25 protein-coding genes and 2 tRNA genes are annotated in these 25,689 nt (G+C 42.8%); 13 read left to right on the top strand and 14 right to left on the bottom strand.

What is annotated here, in order from left to right:
- Positions 1 to 2,198 (top strand): InlB B-repeat-containing protein (locus tag FWF39_RS07490; RefSeq protein WP_343382819.1); only part of this gene is annotated, 2,198 nt, incomplete at its 5' end.
- Positions 2,199 to 2,350: 152 nt separating this feature from the next.
- Here the strand turns inward: FWF39_RS07490 and FWF39_RS07485 are convergent.
- Positions 2,351 to 2,459 (bottom strand) — tRNA-Met (locus FWF39_RS07485).
- Positions 2,460 to 2,669: 210 nt separating this feature from the next.
- On the opposite strand from FWF39_RS07485, the gene FWF39_RS07480 reads away from it, so the two are divergent.
- On the top strand, positions 2,670 to 3,224 hold the full coding sequence (locus FWF39_RS07480; RefSeq protein WP_343382818.1) for a THUMP domain-containing protein: 555 nt from the start codon (positions 2,670 to 2,672) through the stop codon (positions 3,222 to 3,224).
- Here FWF39_RS07480 and cgi121 read toward each other — a convergent pair.
- Positions 3,221 to 3,778 (bottom strand): KEOPS complex subunit Cgi121, encoded by a 558-nt coding sequence (gene cgi121, locus FWF39_RS07475; protein WP_343382817.1) that lies wholly within the window; start codon positions 3,776 to 3,778, stop codon positions 3,221 to 3,223. The two genes, FWF39_RS07480 and cgi121, sit on opposite strands and share 4 nt — an antisense overlap.
- On the bottom strand, positions 3,742 to 4,392 hold the full coding sequence (locus FWF39_RS07470) for a phosphoribosyltransferase (protein WP_343382816.1): 651 nt from the start codon (positions 4,390 to 4,392) through the stop codon (positions 3,742 to 3,744). The genes cgi121 and FWF39_RS07470 overlap by 37 nt, the downstream gene beginning before the upstream one ends.
- Positions 4,393 to 4,654: 262 nt before the next feature.
- Here FWF39_RS07470 and FWF39_RS07465 point away from each other — a divergent pair, with 262 nt between their 5' ends.
- The 3 genes from FWF39_RS07465 (at position 4,655) to FWF39_RS07455 (ending at position 7,670) form a co-directional block, all read left to right on the top strand.
- Entirely contained in the window at positions 4,655 to 4,978 is a 324-nt protein-coding gene (locus tag FWF39_RS07465; RefSeq protein WP_343382815.1) for a hypothetical protein, read from the top strand.
- 453 nt (positions 4,979 to 5,431) lie between these two features.
- On the top strand, positions 5,432 to 6,586 hold the full coding sequence (locus FWF39_RS07460) for a DEAD/DEAH box helicase (protein ID WP_343382814.1): 1,155 nt from the start codon (positions 5,432 to 5,434) through the stop codon (positions 6,584 to 6,586).
- A gap of 325 nt (positions 6,587 to 6,911) precedes the next feature.
- Positions 6,912 to 7,670 carry an FKBP-type peptidyl-prolyl cis-trans isomerase gene (locus tag FWF39_RS07455; protein WP_343382813.1) on the top strand — a complete coding sequence of 253 codons (759 nt, stop codon included), beginning with the start codon at positions 6,912 to 6,914 and terminating at the stop codon, positions 7,668 to 7,670.
- 307 nt (positions 7,671 to 7,977) lie between these two features.
- Here FWF39_RS07455 and FWF39_RS07450 read toward each other — a convergent pair whose 3' ends face one another.
- The gene (locus tag FWF39_RS07450; RefSeq protein WP_343382812.1) at positions 7,978 to 8,868 is read right to left on the bottom strand and encodes a DUF368 domain-containing protein; all 891 of its coding nucleotides are present in this window, start codon (positions 8,866 to 8,868) and stop codon (positions 7,978 to 7,980) included.
- A 183-nt stretch (positions 8,869 to 9,051) separates the two neighbouring features.
- Here FWF39_RS07450 and FWF39_RS07445 point away from each other — a divergent pair, with 183 nt between their 5' ends.
- The gene (locus FWF39_RS07445) at positions 9,052 to 10,305 is read left to right on the top strand and encodes an MFS transporter (protein ID WP_343382811.1); all 1,254 of its coding nucleotides are present in this window, start codon (positions 9,052 to 9,054) and stop codon (positions 10,303 to 10,305) included.
- A gap of 94 nt (positions 10,306 to 10,399) precedes the next feature.
- Entirely contained in the window at positions 10,400 to 10,786 is a 387-nt protein-coding gene (locus FWF39_RS07440; RefSeq protein WP_343382810.1) for a VOC family protein, read from the top strand.
- Here FWF39_RS07440 and FWF39_RS07435 read toward each other — a convergent pair.
- Together FWF39_RS07435 and FWF39_RS07430 are read right to left on the bottom strand one after the other, a co-directional pair.
- Positions 10,779 to 11,816: an NAD(P)-dependent glycerol-1-phosphate dehydrogenase gene (locus tag FWF39_RS07435; protein ID WP_343382809.1), complete on the bottom strand. Its 1,038-nt coding sequence runs from the start codon at positions 11,814 to 11,816 to the stop codon at positions 10,779 to 10,781. The two genes, FWF39_RS07440 and FWF39_RS07435, sit on opposite strands and share 8 nt — an antisense overlap.
- A gap of 230 nt (positions 11,817 to 12,046) precedes the next feature.
- Positions 12,047 to 12,415, bottom strand: coding sequence for a DUF5658 family protein (locus tag FWF39_RS07430; RefSeq protein ID WP_343382808.1), 369 nt, complete (start codon positions 12,413 to 12,415; stop codon positions 12,047 to 12,049).
- A 328-nt stretch (positions 12,416 to 12,743) separates the two neighbouring features.
- Between FWF39_RS07430 and FWF39_RS07425 the strand changes: the two genes are divergently transcribed.
- Together FWF39_RS07425 and FWF39_RS07420 are read left to right on the top strand one after the other, a co-directional pair.
- Complete coding sequence (locus FWF39_RS07425; RefSeq protein ID WP_343382807.1) at positions 12,744 to 13,862, top strand: hypothetical protein; 1,119 nt, start codon at positions 12,744 to 12,746, stop codon at positions 13,860 to 13,862.
- A gap of 209 nt (positions 13,863 to 14,071) precedes the next feature.
- Positions 14,072 to 14,797, top strand: coding sequence for a hypothetical protein (locus FWF39_RS07420; protein WP_343382806.1), 726 nt, complete (start codon positions 14,072 to 14,074; stop codon positions 14,795 to 14,797).
- A 197-nt stretch (positions 14,798 to 14,994) separates the two neighbouring features.
- Here the strand turns inward: FWF39_RS07420 and FWF39_RS07415 are convergent, their stop codons facing one another.
- Complete coding sequence (locus FWF39_RS07415) at positions 14,995 to 16,929, bottom strand: aconitate hydratase (RefSeq protein WP_343382805.1); 1,935 nt, start codon at positions 16,927 to 16,929, stop codon at positions 14,995 to 14,997.
- Between the two features lie 133 nt (positions 16,930 to 17,062).
- Here FWF39_RS07415 and FWF39_RS07410 point away from each other — a divergent pair, with 133 nt between their 5' ends.
- The gene (locus FWF39_RS07410; RefSeq protein WP_343382804.1) at positions 17,063 to 17,830 is read left to right on the top strand and encodes an orotidine 5'-phosphate decarboxylase; all 768 of its coding nucleotides are present in this window, start codon (positions 17,063 to 17,065) and stop codon (positions 17,828 to 17,830) included.
- Between the two features lie 4 nt (positions 17,831 to 17,834).
- Here FWF39_RS07410 and FWF39_RS07405 read toward each other — a convergent pair whose 3' ends face one another.
- From FWF39_RS07405 to FWF39_RS07380, 6 genes are all read right to left on the bottom strand, one after another.
- Entirely contained in the window at positions 17,835 to 17,990 is a 156-nt protein-coding gene (locus FWF39_RS07405; protein WP_343382803.1) for a ribbon-helix-helix protein, CopG family, read from the bottom strand.
- Between the two features lie 259 nt (positions 17,991 to 18,249).
- A complete protein-coding gene (locus FWF39_RS07400) occupies positions 18,250 to 18,639 on the bottom strand; it encodes a hypothetical protein (RefSeq protein ID WP_343382802.1) in 390 nt (129 codons plus the stop codon).
- A 36-nt stretch (positions 18,640 to 18,675) separates the two neighbouring features.
- On the bottom strand, positions 18,676 to 19,086 hold the full coding sequence (locus FWF39_RS07395; protein WP_343382801.1) for a hypothetical protein: 411 nt from the start codon (positions 19,084 to 19,086) through the stop codon (positions 18,676 to 18,678).
- Positions 19,087 to 19,386: 300 nt separating this feature from the next.
- Positions 19,387 to 19,860: a hypothetical protein gene (locus FWF39_RS07390; RefSeq protein ID WP_343382800.1), complete on the bottom strand. Its 474-nt coding sequence runs from the start codon at positions 19,858 to 19,860 to the stop codon at positions 19,387 to 19,389.
- Between the two features lie 147 nt (positions 19,861 to 20,007).
- Positions 20,008 to 20,823: a metallophosphoesterase gene (locus FWF39_RS07385; RefSeq protein ID WP_343382799.1), complete on the bottom strand. Its 816-nt coding sequence runs from the start codon at positions 20,821 to 20,823 to the stop codon at positions 20,008 to 20,010.
- Positions 20,824 to 20,848: 25 nt separating this feature from the next.
- Positions 20,849 to 21,676, bottom strand: coding sequence for an inositol monophosphatase family protein (locus FWF39_RS07380; RefSeq protein ID WP_343382798.1), 828 nt, complete (start codon positions 21,674 to 21,676; stop codon positions 20,849 to 20,851).
- Positions 21,677 to 22,100: 424 nt separating this feature from the next.
- Between FWF39_RS07380 and fhcD the strand changes: the two genes are divergently transcribed.
- The 3 genes from fhcD to FWF39_RS07365 all read left to right on the top strand — a co-directional run bounded on the left by fhcD (position 22,101) and on the right by FWF39_RS07365 (position 24,594).
- The gene (gene fhcD / locus FWF39_RS07375; RefSeq protein WP_343382820.1) at positions 22,101 to 23,063 is read left to right on the top strand and encodes a formylmethanofuran--tetrahydromethanopterin N-formyltransferase; all 963 of its coding nucleotides are present in this window, start codon (positions 22,101 to 22,103) and stop codon (positions 23,061 to 23,063) included.
- A 74-nt stretch (positions 23,064 to 23,137) separates the two neighbouring features.
- The gene (prf1, locus tag FWF39_RS07370) at positions 23,138 to 24,400 is read left to right on the top strand and encodes a peptide chain release factor aRF-1 (RefSeq protein ID WP_343382797.1); all 1,263 of its coding nucleotides are present in this window, start codon (positions 23,138 to 23,140) and stop codon (positions 24,398 to 24,400) included.
- A gap of 116 nt (positions 24,401 to 24,516) precedes the next feature.
- Positions 24,517 to 24,594 (top strand) — tRNA-Val (locus FWF39_RS07365).
- A 915-nt stretch (positions 24,595 to 25,509) separates the two neighbouring features.
- On the opposite strand, the gene FWF39_RS07360 is transcribed toward FWF39_RS07365, so the two are convergent.
- On the bottom strand, positions 25,510 to 25,689 hold a 180-nt coding region (locus tag FWF39_RS07360; RefSeq protein WP_343382796.1), incomplete at its 5' end, for a hypothetical protein.

Raw genomic sequence — 25,689 nt, 5'->3', positions numbered from 1 at the left:
TTTTTGGTACTGTGGTGTCTGTGTCTGCTATTGATATTGATGGTTATACTGTGGTTGCGCCTTCTAGTGTGAATGTTACTATTGGTGTGTCTGGTACTGAGGTTGTTTTCTTCTATACTGCTAATACATATACTATTACGTATGACCCTAACGGTGGTGCTGGTGTAATGCCTGATACTGATGCAACTTATGACATGGATGTTACTTTGAGTAATAATGCGTTTACTCGTGATGACTACCTGTTTATCGGTTGGAATACACAAGCGGATGGTTTAGGGTTTGCTTATAGTAATGGAACAACTTTCAACTATCTTTATGCTCTTGATTTAACGTTGTATGCGGTGTGGCTGGAGAAGGGCGGTGTCTCTAAAACTGTTACTGGCGGTTCTTCTTCGTTTGCTGTTGGTGACTCGGTTACTTATGAGATTAAGTATACTTTGCCAAGGGTGGTGTCTACTATTGCTGTGTTTAAGGTCGTTGACTCTTGGACTGCTGGTCTTGAATACATGGGTTGTGCTTTGACGATTAATGGTGTGCCTGTTTCTTCTGTATCAGTGGATTCTACAACTGTTGCTGGTCAAGTTATTGTTACTCTTGATCCTGCGGATCTTGTGGGTGATGGGGTGGTGGTTCTTTTGGTTACTTTCCAAGTTGTTGGTGCTGATAGTGGTATTTCGAATACTGCAGAAGTGATTATTGATGGTGAGACGATAGGCACAGAAACAGAGGATTTGTTTAAGGTTACTTATAATGCGAATTATCCCTCTGGTGCTATAGGTTCTAGTGGTAGTGTTCCAGTTGATGATAATTTGTACAAGTTTGGTGCGATTGTTACTGTGGTTGGTAATACTGGTGATCTTGCTGTTGATGGCTGGAGTTTCTTGAATTGGCAGGTTGGGTCTAGCTCGTATGTTGCTGGTTCTTCTTTTGTTATTACTGTGAATACCGAGTTGTATGCGCAGTGGATTGAGGTCAGCTATGCTATTAGTTATGTGTTAGATGGTGGTGTTAATGCTCATAGTAATCCACCTGAGTATATTGTGACGGAACTTCCAGTTAAGATTAGTAATCCTTCTAGGACTGATTATTCTTTCGTAGGTTGGATTGTACAGTATGCCGATGGCAGTACGGTGCTTTCCTCCTCTAATTACGTTATTCCTGAGGGCACAACGGGTGATTTACAGTTAACTGCCCGTTGGAGTTCAATTGGTGTTGAACCTATTATTTGGTATACCGTGCGTTATTATGCTAACTGGCCCAATGGTGATGCTGGTACTGGTAGTGCACCTGTTGATGATCGTAGTCCATACATGATTGGCAAGGCAGTGACTGTTTTGGATCAAGGTACACTAGATAATGAGGGTTACATTTTTCTTGGCTGGGCTGCAACTCCTGAGGCTGATCAACCAACATACCTGTCCGGATCGACATTTGCCATCCAGGCTAATGCTGTGTTGTATGCTGTTTGGCAATCAAGCGGTGAGTCTTTATCTGTCTCATATGTAGTGCACTATTATTTGCAAAATTCTACTACTTCAATAATTGACAGCAAGATTGTTATGGGTCAGACTATGGGTGCTTTGGTGTCTGAGGTTGCTGTTTCTGTGTCGGGTTATACGGCGGTTGTTCCTACTTCTGTTTCTGTTGTGCTTACTGCTACTGATAATGTGATTATCTTCTACTACACAACAAATTCTGGCGGCGGAAACACCAACGGCGGTGGTAGCGGCAGTAGTTCTTCAAATAAACCCTTTTCCGCTATACTACCAACTCATCTTCCAACAGAACCTACACCACTACCGACAGAAACTCCGACAGAACCACCGCATGAACTAACCGAAACATGGGCCCTTACAAATCTAATCCTAAGCATAACAGGTCTCATACTAGCAATCATATTGACTGCTTGGGTACTACTGCAGAAAAAATATAAATCAGAACAAAAAACCAACATAAAAAACCAACAAAACACAACCGAACGACAAGAAGAGAAACAGCAAAAATATCTAACACTGTGGCTTCTCACGTCAATAGTCATTGGCATAGCAGGCATCATAGTGTTCTTACTAACTGAAAACACAAATCTCCCCATGGGTATGATCGATAAATGGTCTATAGTGAGCGCTACACTCTTCACAGTAGAACTTATAGCTATAACATTCACTTTCAAATGCAAAAAGGACTTCAGTGACGATTAAATGAAGTGTATCTTTCTTTGAGCTCCTGATATTTTACCTATTTTGAAGATAGGTCCAATTATTTTTTTGTAACAATGACCTGTTTGAGAGTGTTTCGGCTTTTTTTGGGCTTTAAAAACTTGAAGAGCGCCATAAGCTGAGAAGCTGAGGTCTGGTGCCGGGAGCGGGATTCGAGCCCGCGACTTCTGGACATGGGCGTTTGGCCACCTTTGTTCTCCAGATTATGAGTCTGGCGCCCTAGCCAGGCTAGGCTACCCCGGCACCTATTGCCTCTCGGGTTTTATACCGATGCCATTTTAGTTTCTTTTCATTCATTTAAACCTTTAAAATCCATAACTAAATATCTTAATTACTCGCCGCAGTTTAGGCGGCAGGGCGATCTTGAATTTTTATTATCTGGATTCTGAAATCTTTCCTGCAAGATATTCGAGACCATGTTTCTGTATTTTACATAAGACACAATAATGGGTAATGCACATTTCTGCTGAGGATGCTGATATGCTTGGCGATTTTGCTCTCTTAGCTACAACTGCCCGTGGTAATGAACGTGCTATGGTCAACGAGATACTCTATCTCTTAAAAGATGAGTTAGGTGATATTGAGGCACAGGCTGCTAAGACTAAAATACGCGGCTTAATTGTTGCCAAAACTGTTCTCGATCCCCTTGAGGTCATAGCAAAATTCCGTGTAATTCTATCTGAGCGGCCCTATGCGTTTCGGTATGCTATACGTATTGTACCTATACAGTATGTCGTAGCGACTGATTTAGCTGAAATCAAAAAAGTCACGGAAGTGCTGGCGACAAAAATAGGTGAAACACAAACCTTTCGCGTTACTGTTGAGAAGCGTTTCACAGAGTTGCATTCTATGGATATTATTCAAGCCGCGGCAGGCGATATCAAACGTAGTGTTGATCTCCACAATCCTGACTTGATTTTGCAGATCGAGGTTTTAGGTGCTCAGACTGGTATCTCGCTTATAAAACCAACCGATATCTTGGCGGTTGTCAAAGAAAAAATGCTTTAAATCTGCGTAGCTAACAGAGCAATCCGCTCAATGACTAAATCCACTGTCTTGGCTTTGTTGTTTGCTGTGGTTTCTAGTTCGGTGTGAGTGATTTGGAAGGTTTGCTGAATTTTTGTTTCTTTTTCTTCTGTCATTTCAAGAATTGTCTCATCGGGTTCTGTACCGATATGTTCTGTTAGTGTTCTGAGAAGGTCTTCTATGTGTTTTTGTTCTTTGGCTATGATGATTATTGCCAGAGTTTGGGTTTGGGGTTTTATTCCTAGGCGATCGATGGCTTTTTGTATTTGGCGTTCGGCTGAGGCATAGAGCATGGTTTCCATTGCAGTGCTTTTGGAGGTGTTGGTTTTGTTTTGGAATGCCTGTAGGGCGTTTAAGGCGGCGAAGTAGAGATGTTTGGGTGAGGCGATGAGTTGGGCGTCAAAGAATTGTATGTCGGCTTGTTGTGTGGTTTGTTTTCGATGTGTTTTTAGAAAAGTTTCTGTTTTTTGGAATGTTATGTTTTTGTAGCCTGTGATTTCTATGTGTTTGTTGTATTCTTCAATATGGTATTGCATGGTTGGTGTTCCTTTTGTTGTTGTATGTCTTTTATGAATTTATCGATTAGTTGTTTTGGTAAACCGGCTTTTACTATTTTTGTGATTTCTTTGTTGATTTGTTGTTGGTCTGTTTGTTGAAGTATTTTTCTGAGTGTTTCTTTTGTGTCCCATGGAAAGATAATCCAGTTGGTTGTTTGTTTTTCGTAAAAGTCGGGGGTGACTGTGGAGTGGGGTTTGTGGTATAGGGTGGCGGTTTTGATTTCTGTGGCTCCTTTGGTTTGGAGGTAGGTTTGGGTTAGTTTGTGGGTTTTTCCGGTGTCGGTGACGTCATCGATTAGGAGGATTTTTTTGTTTTTTATCGGGGTGGTTAGTGTTTGTTTTAATGTGGGGGTTTGTTTGGTTTTGGCGATGTCTGTGTAGAATTCTGTTTGTATTGTGGTAAAGGAGTGGATTTCGAGGAGGTCTGCTAAGATGCGTGCGGGAACTAGTCCGCCGCGTGCGATGGCTACTATGATGTTTGGTTCGTAGGAGGTGGCTTGGATTTTTTGTGCTTGGCAGAGGAGCATGGTGTAGATTTGGTTCCATGTGGGGATTTCGTATTGGATGGTGTTGTTGGTGTTGTTGTTTGTCATGGTGGTTCTCTTGTGGTTGTTTTGGCAGGGGGGTTGTTAAGCTTTGCTGTGTTGTGTTTGTGTCTGTTTTTTTGGGGTGGTGGTTATTGTTGGGGTGGTTGTGTGTTTGTTTTTGTTTGTTGGGTGTGTTTGTTGTTGTTTTTGTTCTATTCTGAGTTAATGCGTCTGGAGACATATATCGGATGTTGTAATATAGTTCAAATGCTTTGGTGTATCACAAGTCTTAAAAAATAAAAGGAGAAAAACGCCGATGGTAAAAAATATGAACGAAGAGAAAATAAAGCGTGTACTCACCGAACCTAAACTCGCCTCTATCAAAACAATGCTGGAAAAAGATCATGCAATTGATTGTCTGCTTCTACTCTACGCCGGCCGTGGTAAATGGAAAGATGCCAAGGGCTTTATGCAGGACAACAACCTGACATTGAGTGATGGCACCTTTAGAGCACGAATGATTGAGATTGAATCATTGGGTTTAGCCAAAAGTGAACGCATCGACCCGCTCAAAAAATACTACACCAAGACTGAGCAGGGCGAAGCTGTTGCAAAACTGCTTCTCGGGTTCTTTGACGAATTAAAACAATAAAACCCCTGCACTTATCTTATTTTCTTCTTTGTTTTTCCATTAACTAATTAATTACTTTAATTTGATGCCGCCCTTTGTTGATGTGGAAGCGTTAGTTGTTTAGTTGTTTAGTTGTTGTTGTTTTGCTGGGTAGTTATGCTGAATTTGTGTGCCGGATGCAAATAGATAAATTCCCTTTTGATGCATCTATAGCCTGGGATGATGTGAGGCGACGGCTTCGAGCCCTGTGGCTGTGAGAGCTCGTCAATCATCGCTGACCCAAAAGTTTATTCCTGTTTTTGTAATTTTTTTGGTGTTTTTTACATTTTTGACCTTTTACTTTGACTGAATTTTTGCTAAAAGTTTTTATACGCGTCAGCCCCATTGGAAACCGTCACATTAACTCATGGATCAAAGCTATCCAAGCTTTTAGAGACATCATGAAGAAAACAGTTGTGGCAGAAGAAAAACATAATGCAAATTCAAACATTTAGTGACCTACCGTTAAATCCAGAGGTTCTAAGAAGCCTAACCGAACTTGGGTATACAACTCTTTTTCCGATTCAAGCCCAAGCCATACTTCCTCTGTCCGAAGGTAAAGATGTCATAGGTCAAGCACAAACCGGAACCGGCAAAACAGCCGCTTTTGGCGTTCCCATGGTTCAAAATCTAAGCCGCGACATACGCGGCGTTCAAGGACTCGTTTTAGTCCCCACACGCGAACTAGCCGTACAAGTCGCCGAAAACATTGCAAAATTCGGCAAATACACCAAAGTTAGAGTCCTGCCCGTCTACGGCGGAGAATCAATCAACAAACAAATCCACGCCCTAGCCAGCGGAGTCCAAATCATAGTGGGCACCCCGGGCAGAGTAATCGATCTCATGGAACGCAGAGTACTAAACCTGAGCACAATACGCTTTGTCGTACTCGACGAAGCTGACCGCATGCTCGACATGGGCTTTATCGAAGATATGGAATTCATCCTCTCAAAAACACCCCGCGACCGCCAAACCGGCCTCTTTAGCGCAACCATGGACGAAAATGTCATGCGCCTAACAAACAAATACATGCGCAACCCCCAAAAAATCTTTGTCAGCAAAGACGAAATCGCCATAACAAAAATGAAACAATACTACCTTGTTGTCAACCAAGGCGGTAAACTAAATGCGCTCTGTGACCTTCTTCAAGATGATCGTGTTGAGAAAGCCATTATATTTTGCCGAACCCGCCATGAAACCAGCCGCCTAGCTGACCAACTCTACAAACGCGGTTTTCGCACACAAGTACTTCATGCGGGTTTCACACAAGCCCAACGCGATCGCTCCATCAACGAATTTCGCCACGGCAGACGCAACCTCCTAGTAGCAACTGATGTTGCTGCACGCGGCCTTGACATAGCCGACATAACCCACATATTCAACTACGACGTCCCCGCAGATCCACCAGTATATTTCCACCGCATCGGCAGAACCGCACGCAAAGGCGAAGACGGCACCGCAATCACATTAGTAAACTATGGCGAAATGTCCAACTTTAACAACATTAGAGCCCTAACAAAAACCCGCATCGAAGAAATCAAAGGCGAAACAGCCTCAAAAGAAGACTCCCCCATCCAGGGCTTCTTCTAAACACCCTTTTCAACCCTCCTTTCTTATTCTTTGGTCAAAGGCAATAACAAAACCCAACAACCAACCAAACCGATAGTCTGGCAAAATTTGGTCTGGCAAAAATCAAAAGTCTTCTAAGCAAACCCGAAAGGTATCTTTAACTCAAACACGGTAAGCTAATATGTTTGAGTAAATCTCAAGAGAGCAGTCTGCCTCTGAACCGGCTTTTTATTGCCCCTCTAAGGTGTGAATTGTTTGCGGCAGAAACGGTTAAGGTTTTTTGCTGGATAAAGTTTTTATGCCGCTTTGAAACTCTACTCCCGAATATTAAAGGATGATTCAAAAGATGGCCCTACAAAAAGGAGATTTCATTCTTCTCGATTATGTAGCGAAAGTTAAGGAAACAAACGAAGTTTTCGATACAACCAAAGAAGATGTCGCCAAAAATGCGCACCTCCACAAAGAAGGAGAATTCTATGAACCTAAACTCGTCGTCATAGGTGAAAGCTGGGTTCTAAAAGCCCTCGACGAGGCATTGTTAACCGCTGAAATCGGCAAGGAGACAAACGTAGAGATACCTGCCGACAAAGCTTTCGGTCCCCGTGACCCTGATAAAATCCGCCGGGTCCCCATAAAGCAACTCTACGCCAAAGAAATCAACCCCGTTGTGGGTGCACGCATCGAATTCCAAGGCAAAACCGCCACCATTCGCTCCATCGGCGCAGGCAGAGTACTCCTAGACTTCAACCCTGCCTTAGCAGGACGCACCCTTATCTACGACCTAACCGTAACCAAAAAACTCGAAGTTGCTGAAGAAAAAATCGGCGCCCTAATCCACCGCAGAGTTCCAGTCGTTGAAGAAAACAAGTTCAAACTAACAATCCAAGACAAAAACTTAACCATCGACATGCCTGAAGAAACATTCTACGTAGAAGGAATACAGATTGCCAAACGCGGTGTCGCCATGGACATCCAAAAATTCCTTCCCGACTTGGCAGAAACCAAGTTTGTAGAAACTTTCACAGCTGAACCCAAGCCTGAAGCCCCTGCACCAGTTGCTGAAGAAGCACCCGTAGAAGAAGCGAAAACTGAAGAGTCACAGTAGACTCTTAGCTTCTAATTTATTTTTTTATTTTCTATTGTACAGCTGCTTTTGACTTTCACATGTTTGCATTGTGACATAACATACACAGAAGTAATACCCAAATTTTCCGTAGACAAGCTGATGACTGAAACATTAGTCTTTGCTGTTTAATATGAACGGTAAGAATTCACAGTTCATCTATTTTTCTCTTTTTTATTTCACAAACCTCAATTTACCGACTTTTGTAGAACCGAAAATGCCCTATTTTGTGTCACAAAAAAGCACGTGACCTGACCCGTATGATCGATCACTTCACAGACAAAAAGACTCAAAGTAGTCTAAACCGTTTTTTCCCCAAACTAAAAGAAATCATACTTCCAAGCAAAAATGTGACTACACCAGCAATAATGATTAGTGCCGACGAACCGCTTTGAAAGATAAAAGATTCTCTAAACAGCACGCAAACGGAGCCTAATAGAAACCCCAATATAATCGAATACATGGTTTTATAATGGTTTTTTAAAAGATTCTCGATTAGTCTTGCCATAGAAAGACCGCCAATTATTATACCCAAAGCCAAGGGAACCAAAACTTTGGCAATATCTAACATCAAAGAAATGTTGGTAATGTCGGTTAACAAAAGTCCAATAGATGAAACTGAGTAGGTAACTAAGGGATAGATGCCAAACAGTAACAATATAAACGAACCACTTATACCTGGAACCACCAGCGCTATAGCCGCTATAATACCCGCTAAAAAAATAAAGAGCATAAACGGAGCGTCTATATGATTGATACCCTCTACGGGCAGGGGTTTTAAATTGGCTACAACCAGTACAGTGAAAAGTGCAATTAGAATTATAGCTAGTTCTTTAGGCTTAAACCACTGTTTGGGTTCTTTTATTTTTATGTAAATGAGAGGAATAATGCCGACAGTTAAACCGATAAAAAAGGTCATGGTTGGAAATGAAAAATACTGAAGCAGATAAGTCATAATAACACTAAATATTACTAAACCAGTGGCAATGCCCAGCGAAATGGGAATTAAAAATTTTGTATACTTTTTGGCATTCTCGGTAAAGTGGTTTAGGGCCTCAATGAGTTCACTGTAGAACCCCAATATGATCGCGATGGTTCCTCCACTTACGCCGGGTACGGTTTCTATTATACCAAAGGCCAAGCCGTTTAGGAAATCTCTTATGACTTTAGTTATTTGCATACCCGCGTCTCTCTATGCTACCTCATGTTGTATCGTTATTCCAACTAAAAAAGTACTCTTGGTCCAATTTTTAGATATCCCCCTGTTGCAAATCTGCAACCCTTCTGCATTAGCTTAACCCATAAACCTGTACAAATTAGAACGCAGATTGTAGGTTTACTTAAATGATAATGCTTACTTATAATGGCAAGGGGCAAAATGAACTTAACGAGACGGCTGCATTTGAATGGTCGAGCCTACTTTATTGTTTTTTGTGTAATGGGCGCTCTGGCCATTCTTAGTTCAACAATGTCTAAAACCCCTGTCCTTAACCCCTTTGCCGTCAGCTTAGGAACACCCCCTGACTTAATTGGAATAATCGCGGCAGCCTCTACCATTCCAGGTATACTAGTCAGCTTACCTGCTGCTTCTCTTTCAGATATTTTTGGCAGAAAAAAAGTGCTTCTATTTGCTGCATTCATCTTTGCTTCTGCTCCTTTTCTCTACCTTGGTATAACAAGTTGGTGGGAGTTAGCTCTTGTGCGTTTTTATCATGGTTTTGCAACAGCTATGTTTGTTCCCGTTGCCGAAGCTGCAATAGCTGAACGTTTCTCTGCTAAACGAGGTGAACGTATGGCTGCATTTAACTCAGCAACCTACATCGGTCGAGGGTTTGCTCCTTTTCTAGGGGGCTCTATACTGTTTATCACCAGCTATGGTTTTCACACCCTTTATCTAGCGGTTGCAGTAGCGGGGGTCACTTCTTTTGCAATAGCTCTGCTTTTACTCTCAGAAAACAAAACTAATCCCCCTGCAAACATCGCCCCCCAGCCTGTAAAAGCAAAAATTGCAACAGGCAAAATGTTGCAAGGATGGTTAAAAGTTGCTCGTAGTAGAGGTGCGTTAATTGTTAGTTTTGTTCAAGCATGTCAATACTATGCTTATGGTGTTATGGAATTTTATCTGGTTCAATATATGATAGAGGTGGCAAACCTTGATGCTCTGTTAGTATCCATAGTTATCGGTGTGCAAGTCATTTCTTTAATCGTATTTAGGCCCCTGCTTGGACGATTATCCGATAAATATGGCAGACGTTTACCTATAATCTTGGGCTGTACCCTAAGTGGAGCCCTTCTCTTTTTGGTTCCATTTACAACTCATTTCGCATTTTTGCTTGCTATCTCCATAGGGTATGGTGTAGGATTTGTTATGGTCATCTCATCAACCTCTCCGCTAATGTGTGAACTGGCACCAGCCAACTTGATTGGGACCTCCATGGGTTTCCTAAGCACCATAATGGATATAGGGCAAACTCTTGGTCCAATAATAAGCGGTATAATACTAGCCACAGTCCTTTCCTACACTGGACTATTCACATCCCTGACAATATTACTCCTAACATCAGCCATAATCTTTACAATTTCAAACATAGGCAAGCATCATAAAATAAACCTCTAAAAACGCAAACTATCAGTTAACAAAAGTTAAATCTGTAGCCATTATAGTACTAGATACAGTATAATACCCTTAATGTGTCTGGAGGTGAAAACCCATGGACCATACCATAGTACATTTTGAAATTCCAGCAAGTAACATGGAGAAAATTAAGCGCTTCTATGAAGATGTATTTGGCTGGAAAATAATCCAAGCCGGTGGACCCATTGAATACTGGATAATCCAAACCGTACCCACAGACAACAAAGGCATGACATTACGTCCCGGTATAAACGGTGGCATGTATAAACGTCAAACCCCTGAAGGCAAGCCCATCAACTATTACTCTGTGGAATCCATAACGGATTTTCTGGAAAAAATCGTCAAGCTAGGAGGTAGAGTTACACAACCCAAACAAGAGGTTCCTGAAGTCGGCTGGATTGCGGCTGCAGAAGACCCTGAAGGTAACGCTTTTGCATTGATTGAACCGCTCAAGCTTAGTTGATTATGCCTGTTGCTCGTGCTGCAGTTTCACAGGCATCAAAGCTCAAATTAAGTTTATGTAAAATGGTGTAGCGTTCCGGTCGAATTTGAGCAGCGACATGGAGTGCTTTTACAACATCCATATCTTTGACGCCTAATTCGTGGGCGGTGACTGGTGCACCAATTTTTTGAAGTGTAGTTTTGATTTGTTGCCAGTCAATTCCATGCAGAAATGCAGTCAAGATGGCACCCACACCGCATTGTTCGCCATGCATGGCGTGATGAGAACTTAGGATGTCTAGGGAATGGCTAAAGAGATGCTCTGAGCCGCTGCAGGGACGGCTGCTGCCTGCGATACTCATGGCAACGCCGCAACTTATCAGCGCTTCCATAAGCACCCGTAGTCCCTCATCTTTTTTATCTGCAATTAAATCGGCCTTTTCTGTGACAAGTTCCGCACTCATAAGTGCCAAACTTGCTGCATAGTCTCCATAGTATTCGCCTTTTTCTAAATGTGCCAGTTGCCAGTCTTTCACAGCGGTGAATTTGCTGACGGTATCTCCACAACCGCTGACCATAAACCTCCATGGTGCCTTAGATATAATCTCTGTATCGGCGATTATTGCCATGGGTGCTTGTGCGAGGACCGAATAGGGTCTATCTGAACCTTTAATAGAGACAAGCGGGCTGGCGACGCCGTCATGGGATACTATGGTAGGCACACTGATAAACGGAATATTTTGACTCGCTGAACTGAATTTTGCGGCATCAATGATGGTCCCGCCGCCTACGCCAAAGACAACCTGTGGTTTTAGCTCTTTAACTTGTTCCTCAATAGCTGTGAGGTCGTCTACATTAGCCGACTTTACTAGAAAAAAATCTGAAACCAGACCTGCCTTTTTAAGAAATTCTGACACAGTTTCTCCAGCAAGTTTGTAGCATTGTGCATCTGACAATAACAAGGCTTTTCCTCTAAGCCCTAAACGTGATGCAACTTCGGGAATGCGACTAAGTGCTCCTTCCCCAATGATGACTTCACGGGGTAGCTGCATATAATGATAGTTTAAACTCACGGATACCACTGTTGACTTAGGAAGTATGTTGGATTATATGTTTTAAAACGTTTGGGCAGTAGCTGTCTAATAAACGTCTCTTCTTCTAATCTGCTTTGCACCTTGTGGCTGGTGCATGATGCCCTTGTTGCGGTACCTATTAGTGTTAGACGCAGGTTATTTCATCTGTTTTAGTTCTATTGTCTGTTTGCTTTAGCTTGTTTTTTTGGCTACATTACACCTAGAAGCACTATGATATTGTTTGTAACCACTATAGTAAGAAACACCATAACTCCAATGTAGGCAACTCTTAGGGTGTTGCGGGCGATTTTAAAGGATCTGTCGGTTTTGTTTTTGCTGTTCATCAATGTTTTTTCAGCTAACACAAAAATCACGCCGACAGCAACCGTTACAGTGAGTTTTACCACTACAAATGCCGGAAGATTTGAATGCACAAGGTCTGCCATGATTGGGTTGAGTTCTTGGGTACCAAAATAGTGTGTTCCAACTACTGTTGTTGCACAATCCATAGAGCCCATAAAAATTAGAAACAGACTTGCAATATACTTGGTCATAGCCTGAAAATTTGTTTCCTCCACAATATGCTACTGCCCAAACTAAACGGTGTTACACCTGATTAAAATTGGCTGAAGAAACCTTACTGGAGTGCAAAAATGTTGTTTAGTTAAGCTGCTATTAATGTATAGAAAAAACAGTTTTTATATGTTAACCAGCCCGACTGATTCACAGCCAAAAAAGGTTTAAATTCTCACGTTACAATTATCTAACGCTGACTGAGTGCTCATCAGGTTTTTTGGTTGCGGCATTTTTTCCCCTAATTATTTAAGGTGACACAACCACTAGCTTCATGTTCGCTCCTTATCCTGTTACGGGCGCTCTAATTATGTGATATCGGAATGTGAAAGCATGAAAAAACATCTGCTAAGCGTAGTCTTTGTTGTATGTTTCTTTTTTTTAACGGTTATGATTTTCCAAACAGTCTGCGGCCAAACCTCAACGCCGCCTGAAGTAGATCCAACATCAACAGAAGAACAGCAACCAAACGGCTTTAATCCATGGCTCATCGGTGCAATCATAGCTATTGTGGTTGCGGGTATTGTAGTGGCGGTTATATTTGTCGTTTTTAAGAGCCGACGAGTGGATGAAAAAAGCCTTCGAAAAGTTTCCTCTCGCTCCTTTGAAGAGTGGGTTATCAAAAAGTTTAATGGCCGACCCGCCGACCCCTCTTTGGGTGTGAATGGGTTTACTGAGGGTGGGCAGCCGCTTTTAATCATACAATCCGATCATGTTGGCTTGGGACAAGTGCAGGACTTTCTTAAATTATTGATAGCAGGTGGAACCCAGAGAGGAACTGTTGTGGCTTTCAATTTTGATAGCGATACCCTTGAAGCAAAAGTAGACGCCATGGACCACGAAATTGATCTTCAACTATTGCGGGTAAGTGAGATAGCGAATAAACGCTCTGTTAATAGAATCAAAAGTCTCGCCGGCGCAAAAGTTACCTTTGAGTCTCCAAGTGCTACTCCATATCTGACAACCGCTCCTCCCCTGGATAGAGCTGTAAATTTTGAAAGCCCCCCCATGCCCTTCAAATCTCAAAATATGGGTTTAAAACCGCGAGTTTTCATATCCAACAGTGACGCCAAGGTGGCTGACCAAGTGAGAAAAATGTTGGATTTCCTTGAGTATGACTATGTTGTAGGTGATAAAGAGGAAACGGCTGTTCCAATTCCTGAAAATAAATTTGGTTTAATGAAGAATTGTGACTGCGCAATAATTCCTATTGCTGCTGCTGAACAGGAACGACGGTACAGCGGGTTATACATTCTAAATTCCAATGTCACCTCTGAGATTAACGCTGCCTATCTAAAGTATAACACGCAAGTGATTTTGTTAGTTGAGCGAAAAGTAGAGTTGCCTCCAAATCTCAAGGGACTAAAACATATCGAATACGATAACGACGACTTGTCTTTCAATGCCGCTATGGACCTAGAAAAAATCTTGACTGACTTTAAAAAATTATAATTGCTCTCTTTTACTAGTTTGTTTTTTATAGTGTTATTGCTTAGAAACAGGCGTTTGGTTTGTTGCTATCTCTAGTTTTAACTCGTTGGTTGATGGATTTGGTGCATCATCGGTCGTCTATTTTTGGTGATTTAGTGGCATCTATGGTTGTGTTGTGATTTGCTGTTGAAGTCTCCTTGTTTTGTTTTATTTTGGGAAAAAAACTAAATATGGGTGATAGATACATCATACGCATGTCCTATAGTAAAAAGAAAAGTTCTGCTCTGATATACCTTCTAGTTGCTCTTCTAGTTGCTCTCATAGTTGCTGGTGTTGCAATATTTTTTGTGTTGCAGCCCCCTCCGGAGGGACCCGCTGTTCCCGGGGTAAAAGCTGGTGATGTTTTTACTTACTCACTACAAGGCCGAACCACTTTTCTAGGTGAGGAGGCTATTCAACCTGACGGTTTTGAGCAATATAATCAAACAGACTACTACCAAGTTCATATCCTCAATGTTGAGGATAGTGTTGTCTATTTTACAACGACTTGGCGGTTCCTCAATGGAACAGAAATTTTTGAACAAGCATGGATAGACCTATCCTTTGGAAATAAAACAGATAGCACTACTACCTTTTGGCCTATCTATGGCTCAGACCTTAAAGCAGGCAATAAACTCCGTCCCCTTGGCGCTGATGGCATTATTGTAGAGAAAACTGATGTCAAAACATATGCCAGTGAAGCACGAGAGAGGAATTACTGGACATTGAGTGATAGCTTTTACGACTCCACCGATCCAACAATGAGCAGCACACGCAATGAACTCAATTCTGTCTATTTCGACAGACAAACCGGTATGCTTGAGAGCTTGACAAACGTGCAGGAATACAACACTCCTGCAATGCTCCTTGTTACCACTTGGCAGCTTGTCGATTCCTCAGTTTGGCAAGTCAAATAAACTCCTTGTGTGGTTGACAGTAACCCGTAAGTTACTGTAACCTTCTTTCTTTATTTTAATCTGGAAAATAGTTGCTGATCACTTGTTAAATTTGGTATTGCTTTGTCCTGTTTTCTCTTTTTTGGTGTAGAAGCAGATTTTTGTCTGCTGTAGCTTTCTTTGATTTCGGTGTAGTGTAGTGTTGAGTGTGGATTGATTTATTCTGGCGTTTTATTGTGGTTTTGTTTGGCTTTTATAAGGGCCAATTTTCCGCCTGCTTGGACTTGCTCTTTTTCTAGTTCGCTTAGGTTGAGGTTGACTGCTATGTGAGTGCCCTTAGTCTTGTTTATGATTGTGAGTTGCTCTTTTAAGTCATCTACTTCTATTTCCAAGTCATCATCCAAAGTGATGCTGTCATAGTCTTTTTTATTCACAAAGGTTAGTGGTAGAATACCAAAGTTGACAAGATTTGCTAGGTGGATGCGGGCGAACGATTTTGCAATGATCGCTTTTATGCCTAAGTATTTGGGTGCTAGGGCTGCATGTTCGCGGCTGCTACCCTGGCCATAGTTTTCGCCGCCTACGATAAATCCTCCCCTGCTCTGTTCTGCGCGTGATGCAAAGGTTTTGTCAACATGGCAAAACGTATAGGTGCTGATTTGGGGAATGTTGCTTCGCAGAGACATAATCTCGGCGCCGCCGGGGATGATGTCATCGGTTGTAATGTTATCACCTGTTTTTAGGAGAACTTTACCCTGCAGTTTTTTGGGTAGTGCTGTAAAGTCGGGTAGTGGCTTAATGTTGGGTCCTCGGATGATTTCCTTGTTTGCACATTGGCTGGGCTGAATAAACATAGCATCGCTTAAGATGAATCGTTCAGCCATGGTGATCTGGGGGAATTTGCCGAGTTTACGTGGGTCAACGATTTTTCCGTTTAGAGCCGCAGCGGTAGCTGTTTCAGGACTGACCAGATAGACTTGTGCATCTTGGGTGCCTGAGCGGCCTTTAAAGTTGCGATTAAATGTACGTAACGATACTGCGCCTGTGGGCGGTGATTGTCCAATTCCAATACAGGGGCCGCAAGAATTCTCAAGGATTCTTGCACCTGACTGTATGAGTGCTTCAAGCTCGCCTGTAGTTGCCAAATTCTCCATAACTTGGCGTGAACCCGCCGAGACCGTTAAACTGGTATTCTCATGTACTTGCTTACCCTTTAGCAGTGCGCAAACAATTTTTAGATCCCGCAACGATGAGTTGGTACAGCTGCCAATACAGACTTGATCAACCGCTATGCCCTCTACTTCACTGACTTTTTTAATACTATCTGGACTGTGCGGCAGAGCAATTAAGGGTTCAAGGGTCGAGAGATCAATCTCGAGATTTTCATCATAAACTGCATCTGGATCTGCTTTAAGCTCCTCCCACATCATGCCTCGTCCCTGTGCTTCAAGAAACATCTTGGTGGTTTCATCAGAGGGGAAAATAGAGGTTGTTGCTCCGGTCTCTGCGCCCATATTTGTGATGGTTCCGCGTTCGGGAACACTTAGGGTATCAACCCCTGGACCATAATATTCCAAAATTTTGTTAACGCCGCCTTTAACAGTTAAAATCTTGAGAACCTGCAAAATAACATCTTTGGCGGAGACAAACACTTGGAGTTTACCTGTCAATTTTATACCCACAATCTTGGGCATCTCCAAATAGAAAGGCTCGCCCGCCATAGCCGCCGCTACATCTAACCCACCTGCACCAATAGCAATCATACCCATACCCCCTGCCGTGGGCGTATGGCTATCACTGCCTAGAAGGGTTCTGCCTGGACGAGCAAAGCGTTCCAGATAAAGCTGATGACAAATACCATTACCTGGACGACTAAAAATTATGCCATACTTAGCCGCAACACCTTGAAGGTAGCGGTGATCATCCGCATTGCGGAAATCATTTTGCAACATGCTATGATCAACAAAGCTAAGACTGAGCTCAGTTTTAACTTTAGAAATACCCATGGCTTCAAATTCAAGATAGGCCATGGTGCCTGTAGAATCCTGTGTGAGTGTATGGTCAATTTTAAGTGCAATTTCTTGACCTGCAACCATTTTCCCCTCAACTAGGTGTTTAGCAATGATTTTTTGAGCAAGGGTCTGTTTAGGCATATTTTTCCTCTCAACCTGTAACTGACTGCGTATACGCAAATGAGGCGGAGGCAAATTTTAAGCTTCGCATATTCTTTGAAGGTTTAAATCCTAATTTGACGATAAAACTATTCAAAATTACTGAGGTAACCATATGTCATTTAAGGGCAAAATGCAGGAAGCCGCAAAAAGCAAACAATCTCCCATAATATTAGCACTTGACTTCCCCTTCACAGCCACCGAGAACCGCAACAACATACTCATCAAAGCCCAAAAAATCCTAAAAGATGTCCATCCCTACATCTGCGCTGTAAAAATCAATCACCACCTTACCCTCCCCTTGGGCACTTTTGATGGCGTCAAATGTCTTGTTGATCAAATCCGTGCCCAAGGTTTACTAACTATCATGGATGCAAAAGTCAACGACATAGGTGCCACCAACCAAGTTATAGCCGAATACTACTACGCTGCCGGTTTTGATGCCATCATCGCCAACCCATTTGTAGGCTGGGAAGAAGGTCTAAAACCGCTTTTCGCCGTCTCAAAACACCTCGACCGCGGCGTTATTCTCCTAACCTATATGAGTCACAAAGGCGCCGGAGAAGGCTACGGACAAACCATTGTTGACCCCTTCACTGGACAACACATACCCCAATATGTCGCATTTGCCAAAAAAGCCGTTCAGTGGAATGCTGATGGAGTCGTGGTGGGTGCAACCTGTCCCGAAAAAATCTCTGAAATAAAACACATCCTAAATGACAATGCCGCAATTTATTCCCCCGGCGTAGGTGCACAAGGCGGCGGAGCAGAAACCGCAATTAAAGCAGGCGCCGATTACCTCATTGTAGGCCGAGAAATCACGCAGTCTGAAAATCCATCTGAAGCCGCCAAAAGATTATGTGAAGCAGTAAAAAGCGTTTAGCTTCTTATCTGCCGCGTTTGTTTTCCCAGAGTTCTTTCTTTAGCAGATCCCGAACAGAGCTGCGAATAACGCTACTTCTGCTTGGATACATGTTTGCCCTTACTAATTCATCTAACCCTTCCAGATAAGCCTCTGGCAAAAGAACGGTTACAAGTTTCATACATTCACGTCTCCCTTGACTATATTAGCCATATAACATGTGGCAAATATAAGAGTTAGCTCCAGCACCCCAAAGTCCCCTCAACAAACATTCTCTTGCCAAATTCTCTTAAACTACCCAAAACCCCCCTCAATATATCATTCATAGTTATCGTTAGTCTCATGTTGCCATAGTTTACTTTGCAGAGATCCAGTTAATCCCAAATTGGATGATGCTATTCTCTAAGCATTGCTTGTTTCTGTCGCAAAAATATTTTCTGTTAGTCGATTTGATTCCAATAATAGACATGACTATAACGGTCTGCTACAGAATAGGCGTGATCCTCGTAGACTATGTCGAGTTTTGTGCCGTATTGGTTGAGTCGGGTTTGTACTTGGTTCCAGATCTGTTGAGCGGTTCTATTTGCCGGCCATACCCCCCAGATTGTGTCTTTGGGGTTGCGCATGCCCCAGCCATAGTTTTGGGGCAAAACAAGAACCGCTTCGGCTTTAATACCGCCATGAGTAACTTTGGAGTTTTGCACTGCCTCAACCCAGAAACGTTCCAGAGCTTGAAAATGCTCTTTTTGTAGGCTTCTTGGATTTGTTGGGTCTTCTGAGCAGTTAAAAATTACAACATACTCTGCACCAGCCTCATATGAGGTTTTCATCTGTTTAAACAGCTCTTGGCCATCTGGAAGATTTGGCTACTGAGTGTGTTTCCAAGTAAAGGTTGTCCCCCAACTTTTACCCTGTAAATTTGCCGCCCCTCGCACCAAACCAATCTCTTGTGCAATGTTACTATTTCCACCTAACTCGGCAAGCACAAAATCATAACCTCCTTGTAAGTCCCACCAAAACAGCGCACAATCAGTTGTAAAGCTGGTGACGGATTGATTTTCTATGGGTTGCAACTGAGTTGTAATGTAGGTCTCAAAAGTCTGAGCGGCTACATCATAGGTTCCAAAGGGGTTTCTATCTAAAACTGCATTCAAAGGCTCCACCTCAGCAATGCGCGCACTACTATTCACCACTGTTCGCGCATTACCCTTCACCACCGTATAGAACACACTACGTTCACTTTCCCAAACAGTAATCTTTCCATCAGGATAATACATGACATCGAATTGAATCTTTTATGGCCAGAAAAAAGCGCTAGTTCCGTTTGGATATTCTATGTACAGTTCTTGGGGGATAAGGAACGTTGTATATAGGCACCGGATTTGGACCACTATAGTTCTCAGGTAAATCGGGGTAAGAAACATAGAGTGTGCCCGTTTTTGATTTATCTGGTATATCTCCGTGCACTTTTACGGTACTGTTTGCATAGTAAGAGGTCTGATAGCTCACATGATCTGCGATGTTTTCCCTTATGTAAATTTCGTCGTCGCTCTTTGATATTGTTCTGATTTGACCGTCTATAGATATAGAAACCACCCACTTTGATCTGGATATGCGTATCGCTGGTTATCCAGTATTTTTCTGCCTGGTGCGTCTCCGTCCCATTCATATATGTAGTCATATATGCCTATGAAATTGCTTCCCCAGCGCTGTTGTGCCTCATCACCCCATCCTAGTAGAACAACATCATGCCATCTATTACGGCCAACAGATGTTGCAAAGTTGAGCCCTGAGGCGATTGCATAGTCGCCGATTTCTTCTATACCTGGAATGAATTCTTGGAGTTTTTCTGAGTTTAGGATAAAGAGGTTGGTGTAGTTTTTGACTTCGTCGATTAGTTGTTTTGCACCCTCGACTGTATCTCCGCTGTAGGTTACCCCAACATAGAAGGGTTTGTCAGCAGAGAAGGAGGTATCTATTATGATGAGAGTTACTGCAACAATTACTATTAGCAATATGGCACTAACAGCAAGCAATATGTTCCGTTTCATCTAACAATAACCTGCTTGACATGTTAACAAAAAATGACTTCCGGTTGCATTTATTGTTATCCTAAATTTATCTGGAGACTTTTTTAGACCCTGCGAGGAGTGAACAGGCTAAAGATTCACAAATCTGTTTTGTGAGTTGTTCGGCTTCTAATTTTCCCATTTTTTTAACTGTGCTAGAGTTCCCAGATAGTTTCCATCTAGCAGATATATTTCTGAATTATCCATATCTACCGCTTTTGAACGTATCACCGGTCCGATGAGGGTTTCGGTGGTATGGTCTTTGTGTGGCTGGGTTTGGTTTAGGGGTTTGCCGCCCAAGAAATCGTTAAAGCTGGGCATAATGTAGAGTTCTTTTGTTTCAAGTTTGCTGTTGAAGTGGTTTTGAAGGGTTTCTTTGACTGAACCCTCCATTTTGATTTGGCTTTTCTGAAGAAGAGTTTTTGCTAAGACTTCACTGTCTAGTTTTGCTCTTATCCATACTTGTCTTGTCATTTTGTAACCAGTAGGATCATTGAAAACCACTGCTGGATGCAGATGACCCATCACAAGTGTCCTACAACCCAATAACACAGGGGCTGGCCAGGTATGACCGTGAAAAACTCCCACATCCCCAAGTACTGCACCAGTTGCAGGCAAAAGTATGATATCTTTGGGGAGTAGTGATTCGAGATTAGCGTCATGATTACCCCGAACAATTGCTATGCTTCCTACTTGGCTTTGGAGCTTTTTAAAAAAGTCAGGGATATCTTGCCGCTCGCCCTGTTTGTTGCCAACTACTGTGTATTTTACATCGCCCAAAATCACCAGTGTATCGGGTTTGTATTGGTTAAGCAGAGTGGTGAGTTTGATTAGAATTTTGCTGGTTTGACTTGGTATGTGAATACCTTTTTGTTGAAGCTTCATTTCCCAGCTGATGTGTGGATCTGCGATGAGTAGCGTTTTATTTTTTGTGCTCTTTATCATCGCGGCCGGCTGGGGCAGAAGCAGACTAAGCATCGCTGTTAATCAGGCTCAAGATTTGTTTATGAATCTCACTGTTGGCTGATGCAATAAAATTTAGGGTTTGTTTGGGATCAAGTGCTATGTTTATGGGGCGGTTTGCTTGGTCGGTTATTGTGGCTCCGGCCTCTTTGGCAATTAAAAATCCCGCTGCGACATCGGTGGTGCGGATTTTACTTCGTAAATCAATAAATCCATCAGTTATACCGCTGGCGACGTAGCAGATCTCTAGGGCATTAGCGCCGAAGTGGCGAGTGTGTTTGATGTTTTGGATTATTTTTTTACAGTCTAGGTCTAGGCCGGTTTTGTAGGCGCCTAGATCTAACCCCACACAAGCCTCCTCTAATCTTTTAATATTTGAGGTTTGGATATGTTTTCTGTTACAAAACGCTCCTCTGCCCGTAAAAGCCATAAAAGTTTGATCATGCACCAAATCTGCAACCATACCCGCATAGACCCCCTTGAGATAGGGTGTGCTAGATACTGCAATCGAGGTGCAGTAAAACGGTAATCTGCGTGTTAGATTAGTTGTTCCATCAATGGGGTCAGTTATAATATAGCACCCCTCCGATGCCGCGCCAAATTTTTTAACCCCCGTCTCTTCACTGATAAGCGTGAAGGACACTTCATGTTTTTTTAGAGTTTCAATGATGGCTGACTCGGATGCTAAATCTACCGGTTTCATCAAATCCCCGCCCGCGCCTATGCCCAAATCCGGCTGAGGCTCATCACAGGGTTTCAGACAGGGTTCAATAGCTTTTTGAATGTTTGCTCTACATTCAGCAAAGATGTTTTGCCAGTCGAGTTCAAGGGTCATGCTCTAACCTCTCTTTCTATATTTAGCGATAACCGATAATAACATATTGATATCCCCCCCTCCAAGATAATTCAAAAAGAACCTTTCTCTAATGAATAACTAGCTGTTAGCCACCAAACCCCGTCAACTGATGAAGACTTCACATCTTTCTAGGGTCTCTGTTCACATTGAAACCTGCCTACAATTTAACAACCATCCTAACTCACAACGCAAAAATCACATCCTAACTTGTCCTTGTGGCTTCTGGGTTGTATGTGCGTTTTGTGTGCCAAGTTGGTTGTTTGGGTTGAAAAACCAGTCGCGTTGAAACCTCAAAATCCATGAAAACTCTTAAATCATACAAAAGCCCTCTGAACTGAGAGGTCTTATTATGTCGCCAAATAATAGTCCGCTTGAAATCCAAAGTTACGATGAAAAAACGCGTATGTATTTTGTTAAAACCGCTTATGGTGTGGTTCAGGTGGAAGATACTTTTGCAGAAATGTTTCCCCTCTGGGCTGCACGAGTACTTATAACCGCTCAAAATGAGAAATGGGCCGAGATTGCTGCTTCCATAACCACCGGCTATGCAACAAGTGTCATTGCCGCCTCCGCAGAAGCAGCTATCGAGCGTATCGTACCCGCAAGCGAGACACCTGACAAAAGACCCGGCATACTCATCCAAATCTACAACAAAGACCGCTTCGAACTCAAACACTCCCTGATGGGCCGTATCGGACAATGTACCATGACCTGTCCCACAACAGCTGCCTTCAACGGTCTGGTAGGTAAACGTGTTCTACTCATCGGTAGCAGTTTACGCTACTTCGGTGATGGCTTCCAAAAAAAAGCCCTCATCGGCGGACGCAAATGCTGGAAAATCCCCGTCATGGAAGGCAACTTTTTAGTCGAAGACGGCTTTGGCGCCACCGAAGCAGTGGCCGGCGGCAACTTTATGATCTTTGCCAAAACCATGCCTGAATGCCTCGCCGCCTCAGAAGCCGCAGTTGATGCCATCCGCGCCCAAGTTCCAGATGTAATCATGCCCTTCCCAGGCGGAGTATGCCGATCAGGAAGCAAAGCAGGCTCATTTAAATACAAACTCAAAGCCTCCACAAACCAAGCCTACTGCCCCACCCTGCGCGAAATCGTCCCCGACACCGTAGTTCCCCCCGGCGCCACCTCCGTTTTTGAAATCGTCATCAACGGCCTAACTCTGGATGCTGTAAAGAAAGCCATGGAAGTTGGTGTCGTTGCAGCCATAAACTGCCCCGGGATTGTAAAAATCTCTGCAGGCAACTATGGCGGTAAACTCGGACCGTTTAAAGCCCATCTCAAAGACGCCATAGGCGTTCCCGAAACCCCCCAGGACTCTGCCAAAGCGGCACCTAAAGCCGCCAAAGCATAACCCGGTTTTAGAGTCCGGAACTTTTATTTTCCTCCTCTTAGCGTAACTATTTGAATTAACTTTCGTGAAACTAGTTGAGTGTCCCTAAAAAAAGCTCTTTAGAACTATTCAGACTACGAAAAATCATCAATGCCCTAGCGAGCAAAGAGGGTAGCCACACTGAACTCATCACTATTTATGTGCCGCCTGATAAACAAATCAGCGATGCACTCAACCTGTTGCGCAACGAATACGGCACAGCCAGCAACATAAAATCCAACGTCACCCGCAAAAACGTACTCGATGCCATCATTAAGGCTCAGCAAAAGCTCAAACTCTTCAAAGACCCCGGAGAGAAAGGCATAGTTATTTTCACCGGTGCTCTGCCACAAGAAGGCGGCGGCCCCGGAACTGAACGCATGGAAAGCTATGTCATCGTTCCCCCTGAGCAGATTAAAATTTTCCTCTACCGATGCGACAGCCGCTTCCACACTGAACATCTTCAAGAAATGCTTCGAGAAAAAGAAACCTTTGGCATTATTCTTGTAGATGCCTCCCAAGCCACCATAGCCACCCTGCAAGGTAAACGTCTCGATATTATACGACAGATGCACTCAGGTGTAGCAGGCAAAACCCGTGCCGGTGGCCAGTCCGCACGGCGTTACGAACGCCTCCGCGACATGCAACTAAATGAATACTTTACACGTGTAGCCGGCCATGCCGACGAGATTTTGTTGCCCATAGACACCCTCAAAGGTATCATTTTGGGCGGCCCCGGACCCACCAAGTACGATTTCGAAAAAGGTGACTATCTCAACTATCAACTAAAAAATAAAATCATAGATATCCTCGACACTGCCTATGTGGAAGAGCAAGGCGTCAAAGAAGTGGTTGAAAAAGCACCAGAGATCATGAAAAAAGTCCGCTACATCGAAGAAAAAGAAATCATGCAAAAATTCCTCTACGAAGTCGGCCACGACAGTGGATTTATCACCTACGGCGAATCCGAAGTCCGACGCCTAATGAACATGGGAGCCGTCCGATTGGTTCTTCTCTCCGAAGCCGTTGATTTAGTTCGAGTCGCCGTAAAATGCGGTGCCTGCGGCACTCAAGAAGAGCACACCGTCAAAAGCAAAGATCTCGCAGACTTTGAAAAAGGCCTAATCGAAAAATCCTGTAGCTCATGCAAAGCACCTTCGATAACGATTGTGGACAAAAAAGATCTCGTGGATGACCTAGCCGACCTCTCTCAACTCACCAACACAGAAGTCGAAGTCATCTCAACAGAAACCGAAGAAGGCCAAATGCTCAAAAACGCATTCGGCGGCATAGCCGCAATGCTGCGCTTCAAAGTATAACAAAACTACCTCTGCAACCCCAGTGATTCCTCATTATTTCAATTATTGATAGCCCTTTAGGCGCTTGAAAAACATAATTCTAATATTAAGCTCTGTAATCTCTATGTTCCACACGTGGGCCGGTCGTCTAGCCTGGTTAGGACGTTGGCTTTACGAGCCAAAGGTCTGGAGTCCGAATCTCCACCGGCCCACCATTTTGCTTATCTAAGGCTAAATCTGGCTTATTTATTACCATTGACTGATTACCAGTGATTACCAGCTTATGTTGAATGTAGACTCTTTTACCCTCTTTGAAGCCTTGATAATGTAGAATTCTTTGGTTATTTCCTCTAATCTGTAGATGTCCCATCATGCCGCAAGCTGGACATATTGTCTTTGTCAATTATTACACCAAGTTGTTATAGTTCCTCAGCACTATAAAAGCCTATGTTCTTCCGTGCAATATATCACAGTAAGTGTTTCAAAATCTCCAAAATTAATGCTGGAATATGGGTTTTGAAAAAGATTACTGGGAATAATAATTCCCCCTCCACTTATCACTTAACCACAAAAACCCACATACCCCAAAGCTTGAAAATTCAGCAGAAAACACCAGAAAAAAAATCCCATAAACACACTCATGGCTCTCTCTCTACTGCCTCACAAATCAGACCAGTTTCCCCTTTTACAATGACTAAGCATATTGTAGGGCAGTTGAGAGAAGGAATGCTCTGTTATGTTTGTGTAGTCTGTTTCTGTCTTGAGGTTTTTTCTAATCTAAGTATATACAAAATTATCATAACCACTACTACCACCAGTACTATTATCACCATCAAGATTATCAAAAAACCAAACCAAGCGTCAAATGGTGCAATTGATAGATTAGGCAAAGGGAATGATGAACTAAGAGTTGACAACGATACAGGTGTTCCTATCTGTGCATTTAGAGGCTGAACCAATATAATTAAAACTGTAGAAACTAACAGGATAAGTAAAAATACACTAAAGATTTTCCTCATCTCAGCCACCTAACAGATATGGTTCTACAATGATATTAGTTTACTCCAGTTCAGTTGTTAGATATCGAGTGAACACATCTTAAGACTGACAAATAAGACTGTTTTAGACCTTTAACAGTCCTCGAAACTTAACAGGAAGGGGTCACACATCATATCAATAAGGGTCATAATGCCCCTGTTCAATGATGTGTCTTCCTGTCCTTCTGAAGAGTAAGCCGGAAGCTTACAAATAAACAATAAAAATGTATTAGATTTAAGCCTTCTGGGGATTATCTCTTTCGAAACGAAGAC

It is taken from the genome of Candidatus Bathycorpusculum sp., from assembly GCF_009778815.1.
In the GTDB taxonomy this organism is placed as follows: Archaea; Thermoproteota; Bathyarchaeia; order Bathyarchaeales; family Bathycorpusculaceae; genus Bathycorpusculum; species Bathycorpusculum hydrogenotrophicum.
The sequence above is the reverse complement of the archived record's forward strand: the minus strand, read 5'-3'. Positions and strand labels throughout refer to the sequence as shown.

Bases quoted from the DNA above. Each gene is read 5' to 3' on its own strand.
- FWF39_RS07480 (WP_343382818.1), top strand. From the start codon at position 2,670: ATGCACATTTCTGCTGAGGATGCTGATATGCTTGGCGATTTTGCTCTC.
- cgi121 (WP_343382817.1), bottom strand. From the start codon at position 3,778: ATGCAATACCATATTGAAGAATACAACAAACACATAGAAATCACAGGC.
- FWF39_RS07470 (WP_343382816.1), bottom strand. From the start codon at position 4,392: ATGACAAACAACAACACCAACAACACCATCCAATACGAAATCCCCACA.
- FWF39_RS07465 (WP_343382815.1), top strand. From the start codon at position 4,655: ATGAACGAAGAGAAAATAAAGCGTGTACTCACCGAACCTAAACTCGCC.
- FWF39_RS07460 (WP_343382814.1), top strand. From the start codon at position 5,432: ATGCAAATTCAAACATTTAGTGACCTACCGTTAAATCCAGAGGTTCTA.
- FWF39_RS07455 (WP_343382813.1), top strand. From the start codon at position 6,912: ATGGCCCTACAAAAAGGAGATTTCATTCTTCTCGATTATGTAGCGAAA.
- FWF39_RS07450 (WP_343382812.1), bottom strand. From the start codon at position 8,868: ATGCAAATAACTAAAGTCATAAGAGATTTCCTAAACGGCTTGGCCTTT.
- FWF39_RS07445 (WP_343382811.1), top strand. From the start codon at position 9,052: ATGGCAAGGGGCAAAATGAACTTAACGAGACGGCTGCATTTGAATGGT.
- FWF39_RS07440 (WP_343382810.1), top strand. From the start codon at position 10,400: ATGGACCATACCATAGTACATTTTGAAATTCCAGCAAGTAACATGGAG.
- FWF39_RS07435 (WP_343382809.1), bottom strand. From the start codon at position 11,816: ATGCAGCTACCCCGTGAAGTCATCATTGGGGAAGGAGCACTTAGTCGC.
- FWF39_RS07425 (WP_343382807.1), top strand. From the start codon at position 12,744: ATGAAAAAACATCTGCTAAGCGTAGTCTTTGTTGTATGTTTCTTTTTT.
- FWF39_RS07420 (WP_343382806.1), top strand. From the start codon at position 14,072: ATGGGTGATAGATACATCATACGCATGTCCTATAGTAAAAAGAAAAGT.
- FWF39_RS07415 (WP_343382805.1), bottom strand. From the start codon at position 16,929: ATGCCTAAACAGACCCTTGCTCAAAAAATCATTGCTAAACACCTAGTT.
- FWF39_RS07410 (WP_343382804.1), top strand. From the start codon at position 17,063: ATGTCATTTAAGGGCAAAATGCAGGAAGCCGCAAAAAGCAAACAATCT.
- FWF39_RS07405 (WP_343382803.1), bottom strand. From the start codon at position 17,990: ATGAAACTTGTAACCGTTCTTTTGCCAGAGGCTTATCTGGAAGGGTTA.
- FWF39_RS07400 (WP_343382802.1), bottom strand. From the start codon at position 18,639: ATGAAAACCTCATATGAGGCTGGTGCAGAGTATGTTGTAATTTTTAAC.
- FWF39_RS07395 (WP_343382801.1), bottom strand. From the start codon at position 19,086: ATGTATTATCCTGATGGAAAGATTACTGTTTGGGAAAGTGAACGTAGT.
- FWF39_RS07390 (WP_343382800.1), bottom strand. From the start codon at position 19,860: ATGAAACGGAACATATTGCTTGCTGTTAGTGCCATATTGCTAATAGTA.
- FWF39_RS07385 (WP_343382799.1), bottom strand. From the start codon at position 20,823: ATGATAAAGAGCACAAAAAATAAAACGCTACTCATCGCAGATCCACAC.
- FWF39_RS07380 (WP_343382798.1), bottom strand. From the start codon at position 21,676: ATGACCCTTGAACTCGACTGGCAAAACATCTTTGCTGAATGTAGAGCA.
- fhcD (WP_343382820.1), top strand. From the start codon at position 22,101: ATGTATTTTGTTAAAACCGCTTATGGTGTGGTTCAGGTGGAAGATACT.